Source organism: Frateuria sp. sgz306004 (genome assembly GCF_057750885.1).
In genome coordinates this window covers 145,743-163,007 of sequence record NZ_JBYLFE010000001.1, presented here as the reverse complement: position 1 = coordinate 163,007, position 17,265 = coordinate 145,743, and the positions used below count along the sequence as shown (strand labels likewise).

Below are 17,265 nucleotides of genomic sequence, written 5' to 3'. Positions count from 1 at the left end.
TTGCCGCGCCCTTGCGACCAGTACCGCCGCGTGCGCCAAGCCTCAGGCGCGGTGGTATGGATGCCCGGAGAGCAAGGTGGTGGCGCGATACAACTGCTCAGCGAGTACCAGCCGCACCAGCATATGCGGCAAGGTGAGCGGGCCGAGCGACCAGCTCTGATCGGCACGCGCAATCACGTCAGGCGCATGCCCATCGGGGCCGCCGATAAGAAACGCCAGGTCGCGACCGGACATACGCCATTTCGCCAACTGCTGCGCAAGGTCTTCACTCGACCAGGTCTTGCCGCGTCCATCCAGGGCGACCACATGAATGTCGCGCGGCAGCGCCGCCAGAATGGCCGCGCCTTCGTCCTGGATGGCGCGCGCGTCATCGCGCCCCTTGCCGCGCACGCCGGGCTTGAGTTCGATCAGTTCCAGGGGCAGCTCGTGCGAGAGCCGCTTGCGGTATTCGGCGAAACCTTCCGCCACCCAACCGGGCATGCGCTCACCGACGGCGATCAGGCGCGCGCGCATGCAGGGCCACTCCAGAACACGACAGCAAAGGAAACCGCGCGCGCCTGATACGTCGCGCGTGGCAAACACCGCCAAGGCACGGGCTCAGCCCGCGCTGACGGCTTCGGCGTCGATCTCGCGATCGCCCACGGTCCACAGCCTTTCCAGGCCATAGAACTCGCGGATGCGCGGCAGCATGACGTGGACGATCACGTCACCCAAGTCCACCAGCACCCACTCCGCTTCCTGCTCGCCTTCCACACCGAGCGGCATCACGCCCGCCTGCTTGGCGAACTTGACGACTTCGTCGGCGATGGATTTGACATGGCGCGCGGAAGTGCCGGAGGCGATGACCAGCAGATCGGCGATGGAGGTTTTGCCGCGGACGTCGATCTCGCGTACGTCCTTGGCCTTCAGTTCATCCAGCGCGTTGATGACTTGCTGGCGAATGACCGCCGTGGTGGCGGATTTGGTGTTGCGAGCTGAGGTCTGACTCAAGTGCGGTTGCCTCGATATGAATCGATGCGCGGGAGCGCGCGGCGCCAGTATAACGCCCCCGCCTCAAACCCACGTCAAGCAAAGCGCCCGCGGGCCTGCTCGTACTCCTGCAACAACTGCGCCACCAACTCGGCGGCGGGCATGGGCCGCAGCAACGACACGCCCTGGCCGCACCATTCGGAGATCAGGTCGCCCCGGCCGGCCGCCGCCGCTGCGCGGCGCAGGGGCGAGGTGAGCGCGTTCGTGACCGGATACGGCGGCAATTGCCCTTCCACGGCCGCCATGGCCTTCACATAGGTATTGTGCAGACCACGCGCCGCCCGGCCAGAGAAGCTGCGGATGGTCGTGACATCGGTGTCTTGCGCCTGGGTGAGATCCTGCTTCCAGGCCTGGGCGGCGGCTGATTCCGGGCAGGCCAGGAAGGCCGTGCCCAACTGGCTCACATCCGCGCCCATCACCTCGGCGGCCAGCATGGTGCGCCCGTTCATGATGCCGCCACCGGCGATCAGTGGCAGCGACACCGCCTGCGCGGCCTGCGACAACAGGGCAAACAGGCCGATCATGGCCTGCTCCGGTCGGTGCAGAAAACTGCCTCGATGACCGCCCGCTTCACTTCCCTGCAGGCTGATCGCATCGGCGCCACGTGCGGCCCACGCCTTCACTTCGGCCAGCGAGGTGGCGTTGCCGATAACTGCAATGTCGCGTCGCTTGAGTTCCCTTACTTGGGCGTCGCTCAGCAGGTTGAAGGTGAAGCTGGCCGCCACCGGGCGTGCCTCGCACAACGCGGCGAACTGATCGGAAAAGCGCGGCGCCCAGCGCTCCGGCAAGCTGGTACGCGCAGCCAGCCCTTCGCGCTCCATCAGCTCGTCCAGCGCGGCGCGCGCCCGGTCGATAGCGGGCTCGTCGGCATCGAACTCGTCCGGCAAGACGAACAGGTTCAGGACAAAGGGGTGATCGGTGAGGGCCCGAATCTTGGCGGCATCATCAAGAATGGCCTGCGGCGACAGGTAGCCGACGCCATGAGACCCCAGGCCACCCGCCTGCGATACGGCGGCTACCAACGCCGGCGTGGAGGCGCCCGACATCGGCGCCAAGACGAGCGGCTGGGCAACACCCAGGCGCTGCAAAAACGATGAGGGCATGGTGTGAACTCCGCAGCGTGCTGCGTCGTATTACACCATGCCCTCGATGACGCTCCGTTCAATGCAGGCTCATGCCGGCCCGCTTGCACGGATCAACGCATGACATCAGCCGCCAGCGGTGCCGGCATGTGCCGGTTCGGTCTTCTTGCCGCCATGCTGCTTCTTGTGATGCGTGCCAGTCTTGGTGCCTTCGCTCTTCATCGCGTCGCCCGACTTCATCTCCTCCGAGCTGGATTTCATCGCATCGGAGCTCGACTTCATGGCATCTGAGCTGGACTTCATCGCATCGGAGCTCGACTTCATCGCGTCCTTGCTGGTGTCCTGGGCAGACTGCGTGGGGGTCGTGCTCTGCGCCATGACCGGCGACATGGCCATACCGAAGACGACGGCGGTCGCGAGGGCGAGTACGGCGTAGCGGGAAACTTTCATGGGTGCCTATCTCCTGGAACGGTGAGGTAACCGTGCGGCCTGGCCGCACTTCCTGTGGAGCTGCCTTCGTCATCCATCATGGTCGACTCCGGCCCCGTCGCCGATGCTTCGCATCGGCGACGGTCACACCGCATCGGCCGTCCTGTCCGATGCGAGCAGTCCATCCCTGGTCCGCGCTGCTACATCCACCACCAGGCACCCACCTTGATCAGAGGCCCGGATCGGCGCAAGCGTATACCCGCACATGCCAAGGAAACGTGGCGTGCATCAATCGGCGTTCAGCCAGAATATCGACAACGACCCATGTCGATGCTCGATTGCTGCGGTGCTCACAGGGGCTCTTGTTGAGTGCCCGCACCGAGGATGAATTGCAGGGGTCTAAACGCGGCGGTTCTCTCGGCTCGCCGTGCCGACGCGTCTTTGTGACCAAGAAGAATTGTCGCAACGCAACAACACGGCAAGGGCGGGACGATGCGGCTATTTGAGTGCGGGTTGCAGCAACCGACCGCCCATGGCGGCATTGGCGAGCACCACGATACCCACCGCCAGCCCATGCATCAGCAGGTCAGTGGCCGCCACGGCAAAGCCATGGCAAATCTCCAGCAGCGCCGCCGATGCCGCGGCGCTGGCCAAGCCGATCATCACTGCGGTACGCACAGGTCGCAGCGGGCATGCACGACGCAGTAACGCGATAAGCAATACCGACAGCGGCACGGAAAAACTGATGATGAAGACCAGGCAATCGCCCGCCTGATGCGCGCTGGCCACGGGTGCAATGGGCGCCACGAGGTCACGCAGGCAACCCAGCCCGCTCGCGCCTACCCACAACATCAAGCCAGGCAAGGGCAGCCATGCCCAATGCGGCGAACGCCCGGGCACGCCCAGCGTGAAAGCCGCCCAGGCGGCGCAGACCGCCGTGATGACGGCACCGATGCCAGCCACGGCAATGTCCGGCTCCAGCGCCCAGCGATGCAGCATGTGCTCCGTGCCGTAATGCATCAGCAGACCCGCTGCGACGACGGCCACCACGAGCAACCAGCCGGCCGTGCGCAGCCACGGCGGCGGCAGGCGCCGCACCGGGGTAAGTTGCGCACCCAGCGACTGGATCATGGACTCGGGGAGTCGCGGTTCGGCCATGACGCTCAGGAATCTCCATGGAAACGGGCACGCAGCGCCTTCATGGCGCGGTGCAGGTTGACCTTGAGGGCGCCGCTCTGGCGTCCGGTTTGCGCCGCGGCCTCCGCCAACGAGTGCTCTTTCAGACCCAATTGCTCTATCGCCTCGCGCTGGCCCGGCGGCAGGCTGGCGATGGCCTCGCGCAGCCGCTGTGCCTCTTGGTGCCGCTCGGTCGCCGCGGTGGCGTCGTCCACTTCGGGCGCCGTGTCATAGGCGTGCTCATCGTGCAATTCGCGCCGCCCCCGGCGCCCTTGGCTACGCAGGGCGTCAATGGCCCGCCGGGTGGCGATGGCGCTGAGCCACGCATCGTAGGAGCGCGAGGGGTCGTAGGTGTGGCGCACCTTGTGCACGGTCAGGAGCGTCTCCTGCACCACGTCGTCGAGTTGGTCGGTTGGCACGCCCTGCCGGCGCGCCGCGACGCGAATCAACGATACGGAGTCGCCCAGCACGCGCTCGTAAGCCACGCGGTCGCCCCCCTGGGCCGCCGCCATCCAGGCCGCACGACGCCGTTCCGGCAATTCGCTGGCGCTGAGGTCGGCATCGGTCACAGAGGCGGGGATCCTGGCCCAGAAGGAAAGGCCACTATCTAGAACCATCGTGCCGGCAGTGGTCAAGCAGGAAGACATGGGCGCAGGTTAGGAGGAGTCTCCCTGGTATTCGCCCGAGCAGCGCGAGGCGTTACCTCCCGATGGCAGGTAACCGATCCGGACCCGTCAACGAATAGCTCATCGAACCCTTAAGGACGCTGCCCAAATGCTCGTGCTGATCCTCGCCTATCTCGGTGGTGTGCTGACCATCCTCAGCCCGTGCATTCTGCCGGTGCTGCCCTTTGTGTTCGCACGCGCCGACCGACCGTTCGCACGCAATGGCTTACCGATGCTGCTGGGCATGGCGCTGACCTTCGCCCTGGTGGCCACCCTGGCAGCGGTGGGCGGCGGCTGGGCCATCCGCGCCAACCAGTACGGCCGCATCGTGGCCATGGTGGTGCTGGCGCTGCTGGGCCTGACCCTGCTTTCCAGCCACCTTGCCGAATGGATCAGCCGCCCCTTCGTGGCGCTGGGTAACCGGCTCTCGCAGCGCTCGGAGGCCGATGGTGAGTCGGTCTGGTCCGCCGCAGGCCTGGGCGTGGCGACGGGGCTGCTGTGGGCGCCTTGCGCCGGCCCCATCCTGGGCCTGCTGCTCACCGGCGCCGCCCTCAACGGAGCCAGCGTGCAAACCACCTTGCTGCTGCTCACCTACGCCGCTGGTGCGGCCACGTCGCTGGCGCTGGCCCTGGCCATCGGCGGCCGCGTGTTTGCCGTGATGAAGCGCTCGCTGGGCGCGGGCGAATGGGTGCGCCGCGGCCTGGGTGTGCTGGTGTTGGCCGGTGTGGCGATGATCGCGTTCGGGCTGGATACCGGCCTGCTGACCCGCGTGTCGCTGGCCAGCACGGGTGGCATCGAGCAAAAGCTGATCGACGCCGTGCGACCGGCGCCTGCGCCGCAGCCCGTCGTGAAGGCGGGCGAACCTCTGCCGGTCGAAGGAACGCTGCCGTCGCTGGATGGCGCGACGCAATGGCTCAATACGCCGCCGCTCACCGCCAGCGCGCTGCGCGGCAAAGTGGTGCTGGTGGATTTCTGGACCTACTCCTGCATCAACTGCATCCGCTCGCTGCCCTACGTACGCGCCTGGGCCGACAAGTACAAGGATCACGGCCTGGTGGTGATCGGCGTGCATGCACCGGAGTTCGCCTTCGAGAAGGAGCCGCAGAACGTGGTGCGCGCGGTGAAGGACCTGGGCGTGAATTACCCGGTGGCGCTGGATAACGACTACGCCATCTGGAAGGGCTTCAACAACGAGTACTGGCCGGCGCACTACTTCGTCGATGCGCAGGGCCGTATTCGCCATCACCACTTCGGCGAAGGCGAATACGCGCAGAGTGAGGACGTGATCCGCCAGCTGCTCACCGAGGCCGGCCAGAAGGATTTGCCGGGCGGCTACGTGCAGCCGGGCGCGCAGGGCGCCGAGGCCGCCGGCTCGGGCGACGACACCCGCTCACCGGAAACCTACGTGGGCTATGCGCGCGCGGAAAACTTCGCCGGTGGTCAGGTGGCGCATGACGATGCGTGGACCTATCACGCGCCCGCTACGTTGATGGCCAATCAATGGGCATTGGACGGCCGCTGGACCGTGCGCGATGAAAGCGCTCGGCTCGATGCCGCCAATGGGCGCATTGTGTATCGCTTCCGCGGCCGCGACCTGCACCTCGTGCTGGGCCCGGATCACGACGGTAAGCCCGTGCGCTTTCGCGTGACCATCGACGGCAAGGCGCCCGGTGGCGATCACGGCATGGACATCGATGCCGAAGGCAACGGCACCGTGACCGCACAGCGTCTCTATCAGTTGGTGCGTCAGGCCAACGGCACGGGTGAGCGCACCTTCGAGATCACCTTCCTCGATCCTGGCGTACGCGCCTACGCCTTCACTTTCGGTTGATCGGCTTAGCTTCCGCTGGAGGTCGCCATGACCCGCATGCAGGACATTACCCGACTGGAACGCCGCCGCTTCCTGCGCGCGGCACTCACTGGCAGCGCCGCCGCAGCCGTAGGCTGGCTGGCGCTACCCGGCTTGCTTCGCCGCAGTAGTGGCAGTGGTACCGCGATGGCCGCCACGCCAGCGGCCACCGGTGGAGAGGTGTTGCTGGAATGCTTCGCCGACGACGGCCACCGCCTTGGCACCTGCCACGTACGCAAGCTGGTGCTCAACGATGCGCAATGGCATCAACGGCTCACCGATGAAGCCTACGAGGTGATGCGTCGCAACGGCACCGAACGGGCCTTCAGCGGCGCACACGAGAAGCCGCCGGTGCCCGGGCTGTACCGTTGCCCTGCCTGCGATACGGCGCTGTTCGACGCGGCCACGCAGTTCGATTCCGGCACCGGCTGGCCCAGCTTCTGGCAGCCCATCGCCAAGGCCAACGTCATCGAGACGCGTGACACCAGCTTTGGCTGGGAACGCACCGCCGTGAGCTGCGCCGGCTGCGACAGCCACCTGGGGCACGTATTCGATGACGGCCCGCCGCCGACGGGGCTGCGTTACTGCATGAATTCGGTGGCGCTGCGTTTCGTGCCGCGCACCTCGTGAATCGGCTACGCCGAAGGGCCTGCCTCGCGATACGGCGCCAGCAGCGCCGGATCGTCGAACAAGCCGCAAGGCAGCAGGTAGCGTGGATCGCGACCTTCGGCCAGCAATTCGCGAATGCGCGTGGCGGAAATCTCCAGCGGCGTCACCGCCAGCTCGATCACCCGGCCTGCCGGCAACGCACGCAAGGCACCAGCCTCGTGCACGCGACGCGGAGCCACCTCCTGCTCCAGCTCGGCGGGAATCTGCGCTTCCACGCCCGGCCGGCTGAGCACGCCGATATGCGCCACATCGAAGAGTTCGCGCCAGCGATGCCAGCTGCGCAAACCCGCAAACGCATCGGCGCCGATTAGCAGCACCAGCGGTCGGTCGCCCTGCTCGCCCCGCAGTTCGCACAAGGTGTCGTAGGTGTAGGACGGACCGCTGCGCTTGAGCTCGCGCGTATCGAGAGTGAGTCGCGATTGACGCTCCAGCGCCGCCCGTAGCATCGCCACGCGTTGCTCGGGCGTGGCCAGCGGTGCGGGCCGATGCGGCGGCACGTTGGCCGGCATCAGGCGCACTTCGGCATCGAGCAGCTCGGAGGCCTCCCAGGCCACGCTGAGGTGCCCCAGGTGCACGGGGTCGAAGGTACCGCCAAACAGAGCCAACGGGCGTTGCGTATGCATCACAGTGCCTGTGCGGCCCGCGGCTCGGCAATGGCGGCAATCAGACGCTCCGCCTCCAGCCAGGGATCGCCTTGCTCGCGGCCCTTGGCCATGCGATCGATGCGCGCCGCTCGCGCCAGGCATTGCAGCCAGTGCTCACGCGGAGCGCGCCGCAGCGCCTTGCGGAACAATTGTTCGCGCGCCGGCCACAGGCGCTCGGCCTTGGCCTGGGCGGCAAAATCCCGCGCATTGGCCAGGCGCAATGCCAGTTGCAATTGATTGACCAGCCAGCCCATCAGAGCAATGAGTTCATCGCCCTCGGCATGCAGGCCATGCAGGATGTGCAGGGCGCGGCGACCTTCGCCGCCAAATGCGGCGTCGGTGAGCCTGAAGGCGTCGTAGCGGGCGCTATCGGCTACCAGGTTTTCCATTTCGGCCGCGTCGATCTTGCCCTGGCCGTGCAGCACGACCAGCTTGTCGATCTCCTGCGCGGCGGCGAGCAGGTTGCCCTCCACACGTTCGGCGAGCAACGCGGCGGCATCGGGTGTGGCGGACAGTCCGCGCGAGGCGAGCCGCCCGCCGATCCAGCTGGCCCACTCGTTGGGACGCGGTGCGTTGAACACCACCAGCGCGCCGGTGGCGTCGATGGTCTTGGTCCAGGCGCCCTCGTGTTTGCTGCTCCACTCGGTCGCGGTGATCAGCAAGGTCACGTCCGGCGGCGGATTGGCGCAGAACTCGCCGAAAGCCTTGGCGCCCTCGGTGCCCGGACGGCCCGTGGGCAACCGCAGATCCAGCAGGCGGCGCGTGGCGAACAGCGACATGCCGGCTGCCGCACGCGCCAAATCATCCCAATCGAAATGATTGCCCACGTCGAGCACTTCGCGTTCGGCATAACCCAGCCGACGCGCCTGCGCCCGCAATGCATCGGCGGCTTCCAGCACCAACAGTTCCTCGCCGGCCAACAGATAGACCGGCTGCAACTGGTCGGCGGCCAGCGCCTTCTGCCATTGGGCGGCGTTGAGGGGCATCGGCGATTAGTGCGTGCTGGAGGCCGAGGCAGGGGCGGGTTCGGCGGCGGCGGCCGCGGCAGCCGTCTGCGCGGGATGCTTGCCGGCTGCTTCGAGGCGGAACAGGATCGCCGTGACCATGTCGTCGTACAAGCTGTTGTGGATAGCGTCCACCTGGGCCTGCGTACCGATGGTATTGGTCGCGTCGTAACTGAATTCGCGCTGCATATCGATGCGCTGATGCGGCACCAGCGGCTGGCCGGCGCCATCGTGCACGTCGAACTGCACTTGGTAACGCACGGTGTATTCGGTGACTTGCGCCGCGCCGCTCACCGAAAGCGTATCGGTGGTGAAGGCCGAAACGGGCACGTTGAACTCCGCGATGCCAGCACCGCCGTGATCTTCCACCGAAACACCCGAGGCGGCGAGCGAGCGCTCCAGGCGGCGCTGCAAATCGGGGCTGCTCGGCGCGCTCACGTGAACCTTCTGCATGGCCGGCGGCAACGCCACGCTCTGACGCAGATGGAAGCCGCAGGCCGCCAGGGCCAGGGTGGACATCAACAGCAGCGAAGCTTTGAAAGCACGGCTCATGGATTTCATCCTGCGACGATGTTGACGATCTTGCCGGGAACCACGATCACTTTACGAATGGTCTGCCCTTCCAGGAAGGCCGCCACGTGCGGATGCGCGCGAGCGAGTGCCTCGGCTTCTTCCTTGGAGGCGTTGGCGGCCACCTCGATGGTGCCACGCAGCTTGCCATTCACCTGTACCGCGAGGGTGAGCGAATCGCGCACCAGCGCTGCCGCATCCACCTGGGGCCAGGCTTGATCTTCCAGTACGGCCTCGGCATGGCCCAGCACCTGCCACAGTGCATGACTCGCGTGCGGCACCACCGGGTTGAGCAGCAGCACCATCACTTCCAGCGCCTCATGGCGCACGGCGCGGCCCTGGTCGCTCTGGTCGTTGAACTTGCCCAGTGCGTTGAGCAGCTCCATCAGCGAGGCGATGGCGGTATTGAAGGCGTGGCGGCGCCCCAGGTCGTCGCTCACCTTCTGAATGGTTTCGTGCACCTGGCGGCGCAGGGCCTTCTGGCCGGCGTCGAGCGCGGACGGGTCCACCACCGGATGGTCCGGGTTGGCCGCATGCGTGGTCACTTCGCGCCAGAAACGGCGCAGGAAGCGCGCCATGCCTTCCACGCCGGCTTCGCTCCATTCCAGCGACTGTTCCGGCGGCGCGGCGAACATGGAGAACAGGCGCACCGTATCGGCGCCGAACTTGTCCACCATTGCCTGTGGATCGATGCCGTTGTTCTTGGACTTGGACATCTTTTCGGTGCCGCCGATCTTCACTGGCTGGCCATCCTGCTTGGAGCGGGCGCCGACCACGCGGGCCTTGTCGTCGCGCTCGATCTCCACGTCGGCCGGGTTGATCCAGTCCTTCGAACCATCGGCGTTGTCGCGGTAGAAGGTCTCTGCGATCACCATGCCCTGGCACAGCAGGTTGGTGGCCGGCTCATCGGCCTTCACCAGCCCCGCGTCACGCATGAGCTTGTGATAGAAGCGGAAGTACAGCAGGTGCAGGATCGCGTGCTCGATGCCACCGATGTACTGGTCCACCGGCAGCCAGTAATTGGCGCGCTCGTCGACCTGATCGTGTGCGCCCGGGCTGGTGTAGCGCGCGTAGTACCAGCTCGACTCCATGAAGGTGTCGAAGGTGTCGGTTTCGCGCTCGGCCGCGCCGCCGCACTGCGGGCAGGTGGTCTTGCGCCATGCCGGATCGGCCTTGATCGGCGACTGCACGCCGGAGAACGCGACGTCTTCGGGCAACACCACCGGCAGCTGGTCTTCCGGCACGGGCACGGCGTCGCAGGTGGGGCAGTAGATCACCGGGATCGGGCAACCCCAGTAGCGCTGGCGGCTCACGCCCCAGTCGCGCAGGCGCCAGTTCACGCGACGATGGCCCTTGCCCTCGCCTTCCAGCGTGCTGGCGAGGAAGTCGAACGCCTCGCGGTAGTTCTTGCCATCCAGCGCGCCGGAGTTGATCACGCGCATGTCGGCACGGGTCTTGTCCGAGTACCAGTCCTTCCAGTGAGCCGCGTCGTACGCCTCGTCACCGGCGGCAATCACTTGCTTGATCGGCAGGCTGTACTTGTGGGCGAACTCGAAATCGCGCTCGTCATGACCGGGCACAGCCATCACGGCGCCGGTGCCGTAGCCCATGAGCACGAAGTTGGCGACCCACACCGGCACCTTTTCGCCGGTGATCGGATGAATGGCGCTCAGGCCGGTGGCCATGCCGCGCTTTTCCTGGGTTTCCAGCTCGGCCTCGGACACGCCGCCGTGCTTGAGCTCGTCCAGGAAGGCCGCCAGCGTGGCGTTGTTCTTGGCCGCCTCGATCGCCAGTGGGTGTTCGCCTGCGATGGACACGAAGGTCACGCCCATCAAGGTATCGGGGCGCGTGGTGAACACGGTCAGCGGATCGCTGGCGCCTTCCACCGCGAAATGGATCTCCAGCCCTTCGGAGCGGCCGATCCAGTTGCGCTGCATGGTCTTCACCGCGTCGGGCCAGCCGGGCAGCGTGTCCAGGCCGTCGAGCAGTTCCTGCGCGTAGTCGGTGATCTTGAGGAACCACTGCGGGATCTCGCGCTTTTCCACCAGCGCGCCGGAGCGCCAGCCGCGGCCGTCCACCACCTGTTCGTTGGCGAGCACGGTCTGGTCCACCGGATCCCAGTTCACCACCGCGTTCTTGCGGTAGGCCATGCCCTTTTTCATCAACCGCGTGAACATCAACTGTTCCCAGCGGTAGTACTCGGGGCGGCAGGTGGCGAACTCGCGGGTCCAGTCGTAGGCAAAGCCCAGGCGCTGCAGTTGGCCGCGCATGTGCTCGATGTTCTGGTAGGTCCACTTGGCCGGCGCGGTCTTGTTCTTGATCGCAGCGTTCTCGGCGGGCAGGCCGAACGCGTCCCAGCCCATCGGCTGCAACACGTTCTTGCCGTTCATGCGCTGATAACGGCTGATGACGTCGCCGATGGTGTAGTTGCGCACATGGCCCATGTGCAACGCACCGGAGGGGTACGGCAGCATGGAGAGGCAATAGAACTTGGGTCGCGAAGGATCTTCCTTCACCTCGTAGGCGCGCTGCTCGCGCCAGAACTGCTGCGCGGCGACTTCCAGCGCCTGCGGCTGATAGCCCTGCTCGTTGCCCTCGTGGGAACCCTGATCCTGAATGTCCTGCATGTGTCCGGCGCCATGTGTGTTGCGGGCTGCCGCCGGCCTCTCCGGCGGCAGCTTGGGAACTGGGCAGACTAGCAGAATTAGGGGGCGATCCGCGCCAAACGGCGCAAAAACGGCCGGCCAACGCGCCTTAGTTGGCGGGGCAATGCGCGCCCGTGCCGTTCACCATGGCCGAGGCCACCGCCCCCACCTGACCGGCGAGTTGGGCCAGCGCCTGCTGGTGCCCTTGCACCAGGGCGTCATACCCCTCACCCACCGGCTGGCTGATGCGGCTGGTGCATGCCAGCGGCTCCCCGCCCTTCAGCGGACGCACGCTCCAGGCAGCATCCACGTAGGCCGCGCTGCCCGGCACCGAGTCGAAGCGACGCACGTCCACCTTGATGCGCACCGTGCTCTTGCCCTGGCTGGGCAGGCCGCTCACATCCTGGGCGTGAAAATCGCGAGTCAGTGCCGCCGCCAGTGCCCCACGCACCTCGTCACCCAGTGGCGCGATCCATCGCTGGCCTTGCAGCACGGCAATGCCCTGGGCGCCCTGGCGCACCACCAGTTGGGGCTGATCCACCTGGGCCGGCACGCCGACCGGCAACAACTCGAACTGGAAGCCGCCCGTGGTGGAAGCGGACGTTTCGCCGACCGGCGGCACCAGCGTGTAATAACGCACCGGCGGCACCGAACTGCAGGCAACGGCGACCAGCGCCAGCAGGGCCACGCCAAGGTTTAGGGTTCGGGTACGTAGAATCATGGCTTGCTCCCTTGTGGCGGCGTACCCGGCGGCGGAGGCGGCGGTGGCGTCTGCAACGGCTTGTCGTCGGCGCGGCGCCCGCGCAACAAGGCGTCCGGGTGGTCGCCCAGGTAATCGGTGAGTACGCGCAACGACCGCGCGGCGCGCTGCAGTTCCTGCAGGGTGCCGCCCAGGTTCTGCTGCAGCGGCGAGTCGGGTGCGAACGCGGTATTGGCGTTGCCCAAGGTCTGCTGAGCACCCTTGAGGGTATGGGTCACTTCCGGCAGTACGTTGGTGTTGACCTGCTTGAGCGTGCGGTTGAGCTCGCCCAGCGACTGATCGAGGTTCTTGCCGATGCTGTCGAACGGCACCTTCTGCAGCTTGGCCACGATATCCGAGAGCTGCTCCTGGATTTTTTCGAAATCGCCCGGCGCCGTGGGAATCTCCAGCGGCTTGGCCGTGCCGTCGAACGCCACCTTGGGCGCCTTGGGCAGGAAATCCATGGCGATATAGAGCTGGCCGGTGAGCAGGTTGCCGGTGCGCGCCTGCGCGCGCAGGCCATGCTCGACCAGACGCCCCATCATCTGCGACATCTGGTCGTCGTCGCCGCGCGCCTTGGCCAGGGCCATCAGCTTGTCATGCGCCTTGCCCAGCCGTGCCGGATAGACCACCGCACCCACGATGGTGGGGAAGGTCTGGGTTTTCTCATCGAAATCCAGGTTCACCGACACCACGCGGCCAAACGGCACGCCCAGGAACTCCACCGGGGCGTCCACGGCCAGCCCGCGCAGCGACTGGTTGAACCGCATACGGATGTACTTGGGCTCGCCGTCGGGCGGCGCCATGGCCGTAGCGCGATCGTTGAACAATGTGTACGCGGCATCCTGTGGCGCCGGCGTAGCGTCGTGCGGACCCGGCGGGTCCTGGAAGGCCACGCCACCCGCGAGCACGGTAGCCAACGACTGCGTGTTCACCTTCAGGCCATCGGCACCCAGCGACACATCCACGCCGCTGGCGTTCCAAAAGCGCGAGGCGGTGGTGACGTATTGATCGTTGGGCGCGTCCACAAAGATCTGCAAGCTCACGCTCTTGCCGTCGTCGTCCAGATGGAAGGACGACACGCGACCCACCTGGATGCGCCGGTAATACACGGGCGAACCGATATCCAGCGAGCCCAGATCCTCCGTGTGGAGGTTGAAGGTTTTGCCTGGCGCGTCATGGGTGACCGTCGGCGGCGCCTCCAGCCCGGTGAAATCACTCTTAGACTCTTGCGACTGCCCCACATCCGCGGCAATGAACGCACCGGACAGCAGTGTGTCGATACCCGACACGCCACCGAGGCCAATGCGCGGGCGCACCACCCAATAGCGGGTATCGGCCGTGGCAAATCCCTGCGCGCTCTTCTCCAGCGCCACCTTGGCGATCACACGGGAGCGATCTTCGCTCAGGCGCACATTGGTGACGCGGCCGATCACCACGTTCTTGTACTTCACCGGCGTCTTGCCCGGGTCCAGTCCCTCGGCACTGAGGAAGCTGATGGTGATGGTGGGGCCCGCTTCGATCCACGCGTGGATCACCAGCGAGAGGCCCACCAGGGCCGCGATGATCGGCACCAGCCACACCAGCGAGGCGTTGATGCGCGGTCGCTTGACCACGGGTTCGGGCAGGTCATCCCCGATCGGCTTGTTGTCGTCAGTCATCGAAGTCCCTGCCATCCCAGATTCATTTCGCAAGCAAGCTATTCAACGGCTTAGTCTAACAAGTGACGCTATGGGTGTCGTTCTGGCGACACCTCGGCATTTTCAGGCGTCACTCGGGTGCCATTCATGCTCCAGTTCGTGCTGGACACCACCCTGTCCGACGCTGAGCGCTACCCGCTGAAGCTCAATGACCTGGTGGTCATGGACATCGACCGTGAAGCCGCCCCCGTCCGCGTGATACGGTCCTTCGCCCCCGAGTACGTCTACCAAGACATCCCTTCCGTGGGATTCACTGGAGACCGCCTGTATCGCACTATGTACGTCGCGAAGGACGGGGAGGAGCACGGGTTCGGTTATGTCCATCGACCCGTCAGGACGCGGTGGAGACGAAACAGGCTATGCCGTGGCGAAGCTGCTGCGGGGCATGGTGTTCCTTCGACGCGCTGGGGGCATCAAGGGTGGCTACGACGACGCAGCGCTTGAGCAGATCGCGCACATCACACGCGCCGAGAAGGTGAAGACGATCCTGGTCGAGAGTAACTTCGGTGACGGCATGTTCGTGAAGCTGCTGGAACCCGTCCTTCGTCGAATCTGCCCGTGTGTGGTGGAGGAAGTCCGCAGCATCGGCCAGAAGGAGCGTCGCATCATCGACACCCTGGAGCCCATGATGAACCAGCATCGCCTCGTGGTGGATGCAGCAGTTCTCCGCGCGGACCAGAAGGACGACTCGCAGCTCCAAGTGTTCCACCAGATGACGCGCATCACGCGCGACCGAGGCGCTCTGCGCCACGACGACCAACTCGACGCGCTCGCAATGGCCGTCAAGTATTGGACCGAGCGACTGGGTCGCGACGTCACCCGTGAGGAAGACCATCGCAACGAGGAGCTGTTCGAGCAGCCGTTGCGTGACTTCGAGGACTACGTCCTAGGGCGTTCGCGCGAGCCCGACAACTTCTACGACAACTTCTGACGGTATGTATCTAGCCGTCTAATCGTCGCCTCCTGCTCATGCGGTGAAAAACAGTCACGGCGACAACAACGCCAACCGCGTTTACCGCAGACATCAGAAGGAGGTGCGCATGAAGGTAGAACGCAGAGAGCGTGGCGACGACTGCGAGAATTGCGAGAGCCATCAGAAGCGGCTTAGCCATACATGCTCCGTATCCATGTCCACTGAGGCACTGATGAAGCAACCGACTCCATCAGTGCCAGCGTAGCAGTTACAAAATCAAAGCTGCGTTCAGGACAACAAGATGTCTTAACGCTGGCAGAGCCTATACCCGATACCCGCAAGAGAGCCGCCGACAAAACCAACGAGTCCACCAGCAAGACCGCCAACAGGGCCAGCAGCCACCAAACCAACCCCGGCTCCCGTTACTGCGGCACTCCAACCGATAGCGAGGCCAATAGCAACGTCGCCACCGATAGAGCCGCCGCCGCCAACCACCTGGATTTCATTAGCTGTCAGTTCGCGCATAGTCTACTCCTTATCAACTTGACGGAATGCCTCCGCCGGGCACAGGCAAGCTAGCAGCGGGGCCCGCCAGTCCGCCTTGTGTGTATACAAGTAGCCGTGCGGCAAGTCGGTCAACAATTGGACAATTCCTAGAAAACACCTCCGATTCTCCCGTCGCCCAACAGCAGCGTCATTGAGCCGGCAAGGAACCGAGAGTTACCAATCATCCATCCACTCGACTGTCCGCCACTGAAGCGGGCGGCGCTAACGTCGTCGCGTTCTTCGACGTCCCGAGGTACTCCGAAGGAACCTCCAAGCTCGGCCAGAACGGCTACAACGTTCTGGTCGGCGGAGCCACCTTCGACAGCTACGCGGATCACCCGCGCAAGCTGGTGTACCTGCCCAAATACAACATCAACTCGTCGGCCGCTGGTCGCTATCAGTTCCTCAGGGCCACCTGGGACGACCTGAAGACCTGACTGAAGCTTCCCGACTTCTCTCCACGCTCCCAAGACCTCGCCTGTATCGGACTCCTGAAGCAGTGCGGCGCGTACAGCGACATCGTTGCTGGTCGCTTCGACTCCGCAGTGAGCCGTGCGCGCTCCCTGTGGGCGTCTCTGCCAGCGCAGGTTACGGCCAGCGCGCGAGGTAGCCCTCGACAAGCTGCGCTCGCTCTTCACCGCCGCAGGCGGTTCTCTCTCGACCAAGTAAGGAAACCCCATGAAGACCATCATCGCTCGCATCAAATCCTTCTTCGCCCGCCTGTTCGGCAAGAAGACCTCCACGTCGCCTAACGGTATCCCCGGTGGCATCCCGAGTGGCGGCCACGTCGGCGTGAATCCCCCGAAGCAGGCCAAGTGACCACCGTAGCGTGGGATGGCCGCTACCGACGCCTCGCGACGCTGAGCGGTGCCATGCGGGCCTTCCCGAACGAAGTACCGATACCGCTGAAGTTCAAGTACCTGCAAGAGAACACAGCGCGCACGTTCGTCTTCAGCTACGAGCAGGAAGACAGGCCGTTCACTGAGCTGCTGAAGCTCGACAGCGCTCCTCCGCCGAAGCAGGGCGGCAAGGGCCGCATGAAGGACGCACACCGCTACCACAAGCTCTGTGTGGTCCTCGTGGAGTCCGGCATGCGCCTCAGTGAGGCCCTGAACATCCGGTGGACTGACCTGATGCTCCCCGATCTCAGCGAGGCAGACTCAGAGGGTGACATCGAGTACGGCCTCATACGCCCCTGGCGTGCCGCTGAGCTGAAGACCGGCAAGATACGCACCGTACCCATTACCAATGGCGTGCCGCGCCGCCCTGGACGCCTGCCTGGGCATCCCAGGCGGTCCCTTCACCGACCTCAACAAGTTCCGGGCCAGTCATATATGGCTCGACGCCAAGACCAAGGCGGAGATCGACGATGACGACTGCGCGATCCACAGCCTCCGCCATACGTGCGCCACGCGTCTTCTCACTGCCTTCGGGGATATCAAGCTGGTTCAAGAGTGGCTGGGCCACACCGCGCTCGCCACCACGCCAGCCGTCAATGCCCACGTACAGACAAGCCAGATGGTTCGCGCGGCGGGAGCCCTCAACCGCCTACGTCACGGCACCTGAGTTGATTCAAGGGGAGCCACCCGAGACAGGAAGGCTCCA

General features: G+C 65.4%; 18 protein-coding genes and 1 pseudogene. 7 read left to right on the top strand and 12 right to left on the bottom strand.

Going from position 1 to position 17,265, the window contains the following annotated elements; genetic code table 11:
* Positions 1-42: 42 nt before the first annotated feature.
* The 6 genes from rlmH to AC3G2C_RS00680 form a co-directional block, all read right to left on the bottom strand.
* Positions 43-513 (bottom strand): 23S rRNA (pseudouridine(1915)-N(3))-methyltransferase RlmH, encoded by a 471-nt coding sequence (gene rlmH, locus AC3G2C_RS00705; protein ID WP_488382684.1) that lies wholly within the window; start codon positions 511-513, stop codon positions 43-45.
* An 84-nt stretch (positions 514-597) separates the two neighbouring features.
* Complete coding sequence (rsfS, locus tag AC3G2C_RS00700; RefSeq protein WP_488383203.1) at positions 598-942, bottom strand: ribosome silencing factor; 345 nt, start codon at positions 940-942, stop codon at positions 598-600.
* 122 nt (positions 943-1,064) lie between these two features.
* Positions 1,065-2,132: an NAD(P)H-dependent flavin oxidoreductase gene (locus AC3G2C_RS00695; protein WP_488382683.1), complete on the bottom strand. Its 1,068-nt coding sequence runs from the start codon at positions 2,130-2,132 to the stop codon at positions 1,065-1,067.
* Positions 2,133-2,237: 105 nt separating this feature from the next.
* Positions 2,238-2,561, bottom strand: a complete 324-nt coding sequence (locus tag AC3G2C_RS00690; protein ID WP_488382682.1) for a hypothetical protein — start codon at positions 2,559-2,561, stop codon at positions 2,238-2,240.
* Between the two features lie 477 nt (positions 2,562-3,038).
* Positions 3,039-3,698, bottom strand: a complete 660-nt coding sequence (locus tag AC3G2C_RS00685) for an NrsF family protein (protein ID WP_488382681.1) — start codon at positions 3,696-3,698, stop codon at positions 3,039-3,041.
* Between the two features lie 5 nt (positions 3,699-3,703).
* Entirely contained in the window at positions 3,704-4,228 is a 525-nt protein-coding gene (locus AC3G2C_RS00680) for an RNA polymerase sigma factor (protein WP_488383202.1), read from the bottom strand.
* Between the two features lie 262 nt (positions 4,229-4,490).
* Between AC3G2C_RS00680 and AC3G2C_RS00675 the strand changes: the two genes are divergently transcribed.
* Together AC3G2C_RS00675 and msrB are read left to right on the top strand one after the other, a co-directional pair.
* Positions 4,491-6,212 (top strand): cytochrome c biogenesis protein DipZ, encoded by a 1,722-nt coding sequence (locus AC3G2C_RS00675; RefSeq protein ID WP_488382680.1) that lies wholly within the window; start codon positions 4,491-4,493, stop codon positions 6,210-6,212.
* Positions 6,213-6,239: 27 nt separating this feature from the next.
* Complete coding sequence (msrB, locus tag AC3G2C_RS00670; protein ID WP_488382679.1) at positions 6,240-6,860, top strand: peptide-methionine (R)-S-oxide reductase MsrB; 621 nt, start codon at positions 6,240-6,242, stop codon at positions 6,858-6,860.
* A 5-nt stretch (positions 6,861-6,865) separates the two neighbouring features.
* Here the strand turns inward: msrB and nadD are convergent, their stop codons facing one another.
* The 6 genes from nadD to AC3G2C_RS00640 form a co-directional block, all read right to left on the bottom strand.
* The gene (gene nadD / locus AC3G2C_RS00665; RefSeq protein WP_488382678.1) at positions 6,866-7,522 is read right to left on the bottom strand and encodes a nicotinate-nucleotide adenylyltransferase; all 657 of its coding nucleotides are present in this window, start codon (positions 7,520-7,522) and stop codon (positions 6,866-6,868) included.
* On the bottom strand, positions 7,522-8,529 hold the full coding sequence (gene holA, locus AC3G2C_RS00660) for a DNA polymerase III subunit delta (RefSeq protein WP_488382677.1): 1,008 nt from the start codon (positions 8,527-8,529) through the stop codon (positions 7,522-7,524). Before holA ends, nadD begins: the two co-directional genes overlap by 1 nt.
* 6 nt (positions 8,530-8,535) lie before the next feature.
* On the bottom strand, positions 8,536-9,099 hold the full coding sequence (locus AC3G2C_RS00655) for an LPS-assembly lipoprotein LptE (protein ID WP_488382676.1): 564 nt from the start codon (positions 9,097-9,099) through the stop codon (positions 8,536-8,538).
* A 5-nt stretch (positions 9,100-9,104) separates the two neighbouring features.
* On the bottom strand, positions 9,105-11,744 hold the full coding sequence (gene leuS, locus AC3G2C_RS00650) for a leucine--tRNA ligase (RefSeq protein ID WP_488382675.1): 2,640 nt from the start codon (positions 11,742-11,744) through the stop codon (positions 9,105-9,107).
* A gap of 127 nt (positions 11,745-11,871) precedes the next feature.
* Positions 11,872-12,483, bottom strand: coding sequence for a PqiC family protein (locus AC3G2C_RS00645; RefSeq protein ID WP_488382674.1), 612 nt, complete (start codon positions 12,481-12,483; stop codon positions 11,872-11,874).
* Positions 12,480-14,162: a PqiB family protein gene (locus AC3G2C_RS00640; RefSeq protein ID WP_488382673.1), complete on the bottom strand. Its 1,683-nt coding sequence runs from the start codon at positions 14,160-14,162 to the stop codon at positions 12,480-12,482. Before AC3G2C_RS00640 ends, AC3G2C_RS00645 begins: the two co-directional genes overlap by 4 nt.
* Before the next feature lie 355 nt (positions 14,163-14,517).
* Between AC3G2C_RS00640 and terL the strand changes: the two genes are divergently transcribed.
* The 5 genes and pseudogenes from terL to AC3G2C_RS00615 all read left to right on the top strand — a co-directional run bounded on the left by terL (position 14,518) and on the right by AC3G2C_RS00615 (position 17,226).
* Positions 14,518-15,132, top strand: a complete 615-nt coding sequence (gene terL, locus AC3G2C_RS00635; protein WP_488382672.1) for a phage terminase large subunit — start codon at positions 14,518-14,520, stop codon at positions 15,130-15,132.
* 725 nt (positions 15,133-15,857) lie between these two features.
* Positions 15,858-16,190, top strand: a pseudogene (locus AC3G2C_RS00630) (glycoside hydrolase family 24 protein); the annotation flags it as partial.
* A 148-nt stretch (positions 16,191-16,338) separates the two neighbouring features.
* Entirely contained in the window at positions 16,339-16,479 is a 141-nt protein-coding gene (locus tag AC3G2C_RS00625) for a hypothetical protein (protein WP_488382671.1), read from the top strand.
* The gene (locus AC3G2C_RS00620; protein ID WP_488383222.1) at positions 16,476-17,033 is read left to right on the top strand and encodes a hypothetical protein; all 558 of its coding nucleotides are present in this window, start codon (positions 16,476-16,478) and stop codon (positions 17,031-17,033) included. The genes AC3G2C_RS00625 and AC3G2C_RS00620 overlap by 4 nt, the downstream gene beginning before the upstream one ends.
* A complete protein-coding gene (locus AC3G2C_RS00615) occupies positions 16,927-17,226 on the top strand; it encodes a tyrosine-type recombinase/integrase (protein ID WP_488383201.1) in 300 nt (99 codons plus the stop codon). Before AC3G2C_RS00620 ends, AC3G2C_RS00615 begins: the two co-directional genes overlap by 107 nt.
* Positions 17,227-17,265: the final 39 nt, after the last annotated feature.

Bases quoted from the DNA above. Each gene is read 5' to 3' on its own strand.
- rlmH (WP_488382684.1), bottom strand. From the start codon at position 513: ATGCGCGCGCGCCTGATCGCCGTCGGTGAGCGCATGCCCGGTTGGGTG.
- AC3G2C_RS00695 (WP_488382683.1), bottom strand. From the start codon at position 2,132: ATGCCCTCATCGTTTTTGCAGCGCCTGGGTGTTGCCCAGCCGCTCGTC.
- AC3G2C_RS00690 (WP_488382682.1), bottom strand. From the start codon at position 2,561: ATGAAAGTTTCCCGCTACGCCGTACTCGCCCTCGCGACCGCCGTCGTC.
- AC3G2C_RS00685 (WP_488382681.1), bottom strand. From the start codon at position 3,698: ATGGCCGAACCGCGACTCCCCGAGTCCATGATCCAGTCGCTGGGTGCG.
- AC3G2C_RS00680 (WP_488383202.1), bottom strand. From the start codon at position 4,228: ATGGCGGCGGCCCAGGGGGGCGACCGCGTGGCTTACGAGCGCGTGCTG.
- AC3G2C_RS00675 (WP_488382680.1), top strand. From the start codon at position 4,491: ATGCTCGTGCTGATCCTCGCCTATCTCGGTGGTGTGCTGACCATCCTC.
- msrB (WP_488382679.1), top strand. From the start codon at position 6,240: ATGACCCGCATGCAGGACATTACCCGACTGGAACGCCGCCGCTTCCTG.
- nadD (WP_488382678.1), bottom strand. From the start codon at position 7,522: ATGCATACGCAACGCCCGTTGGCTCTGTTTGGCGGTACCTTCGACCCC.
- holA (WP_488382677.1), bottom strand. From the start codon at position 8,529: ATGCCCCTCAACGCCGCCCAATGGCAGAAGGCGCTGGCCGCCGACCAG.
- AC3G2C_RS00655 (WP_488382676.1), bottom strand. From the start codon at position 9,099: ATGAGCCGTGCTTTCAAAGCTTCGCTGCTGTTGATGTCCACCCTGGCC.
- leuS (WP_488382675.1), bottom strand. From the start codon at position 11,744: ATGCAGGACATTCAGGATCAGGGTTCCCACGAGGGCAACGAGCAGGGC.
- AC3G2C_RS00645 (WP_488382674.1), bottom strand. From the start codon at position 12,483: ATGATTCTACGTACCCGAACCCTAAACCTTGGCGTGGCCCTGCTGGCG.
- AC3G2C_RS00640 (WP_488382673.1), bottom strand. From the start codon at position 14,162: ATGACTGACGACAACAAGCCGATCGGGGATGACCTGCCCGAACCCGTG.
- terL (WP_488382672.1), top strand. From the start codon at position 14,518: ATGTCCATCGACCCGTCAGGACGCGGTGGAGACGAAACAGGCTATGCC.
- AC3G2C_RS00625 (WP_488382671.1), top strand. From the start codon at position 16,339: ATGAAGACCATCATCGCTCGCATCAAATCCTTCTTCGCCCGCCTGTTC.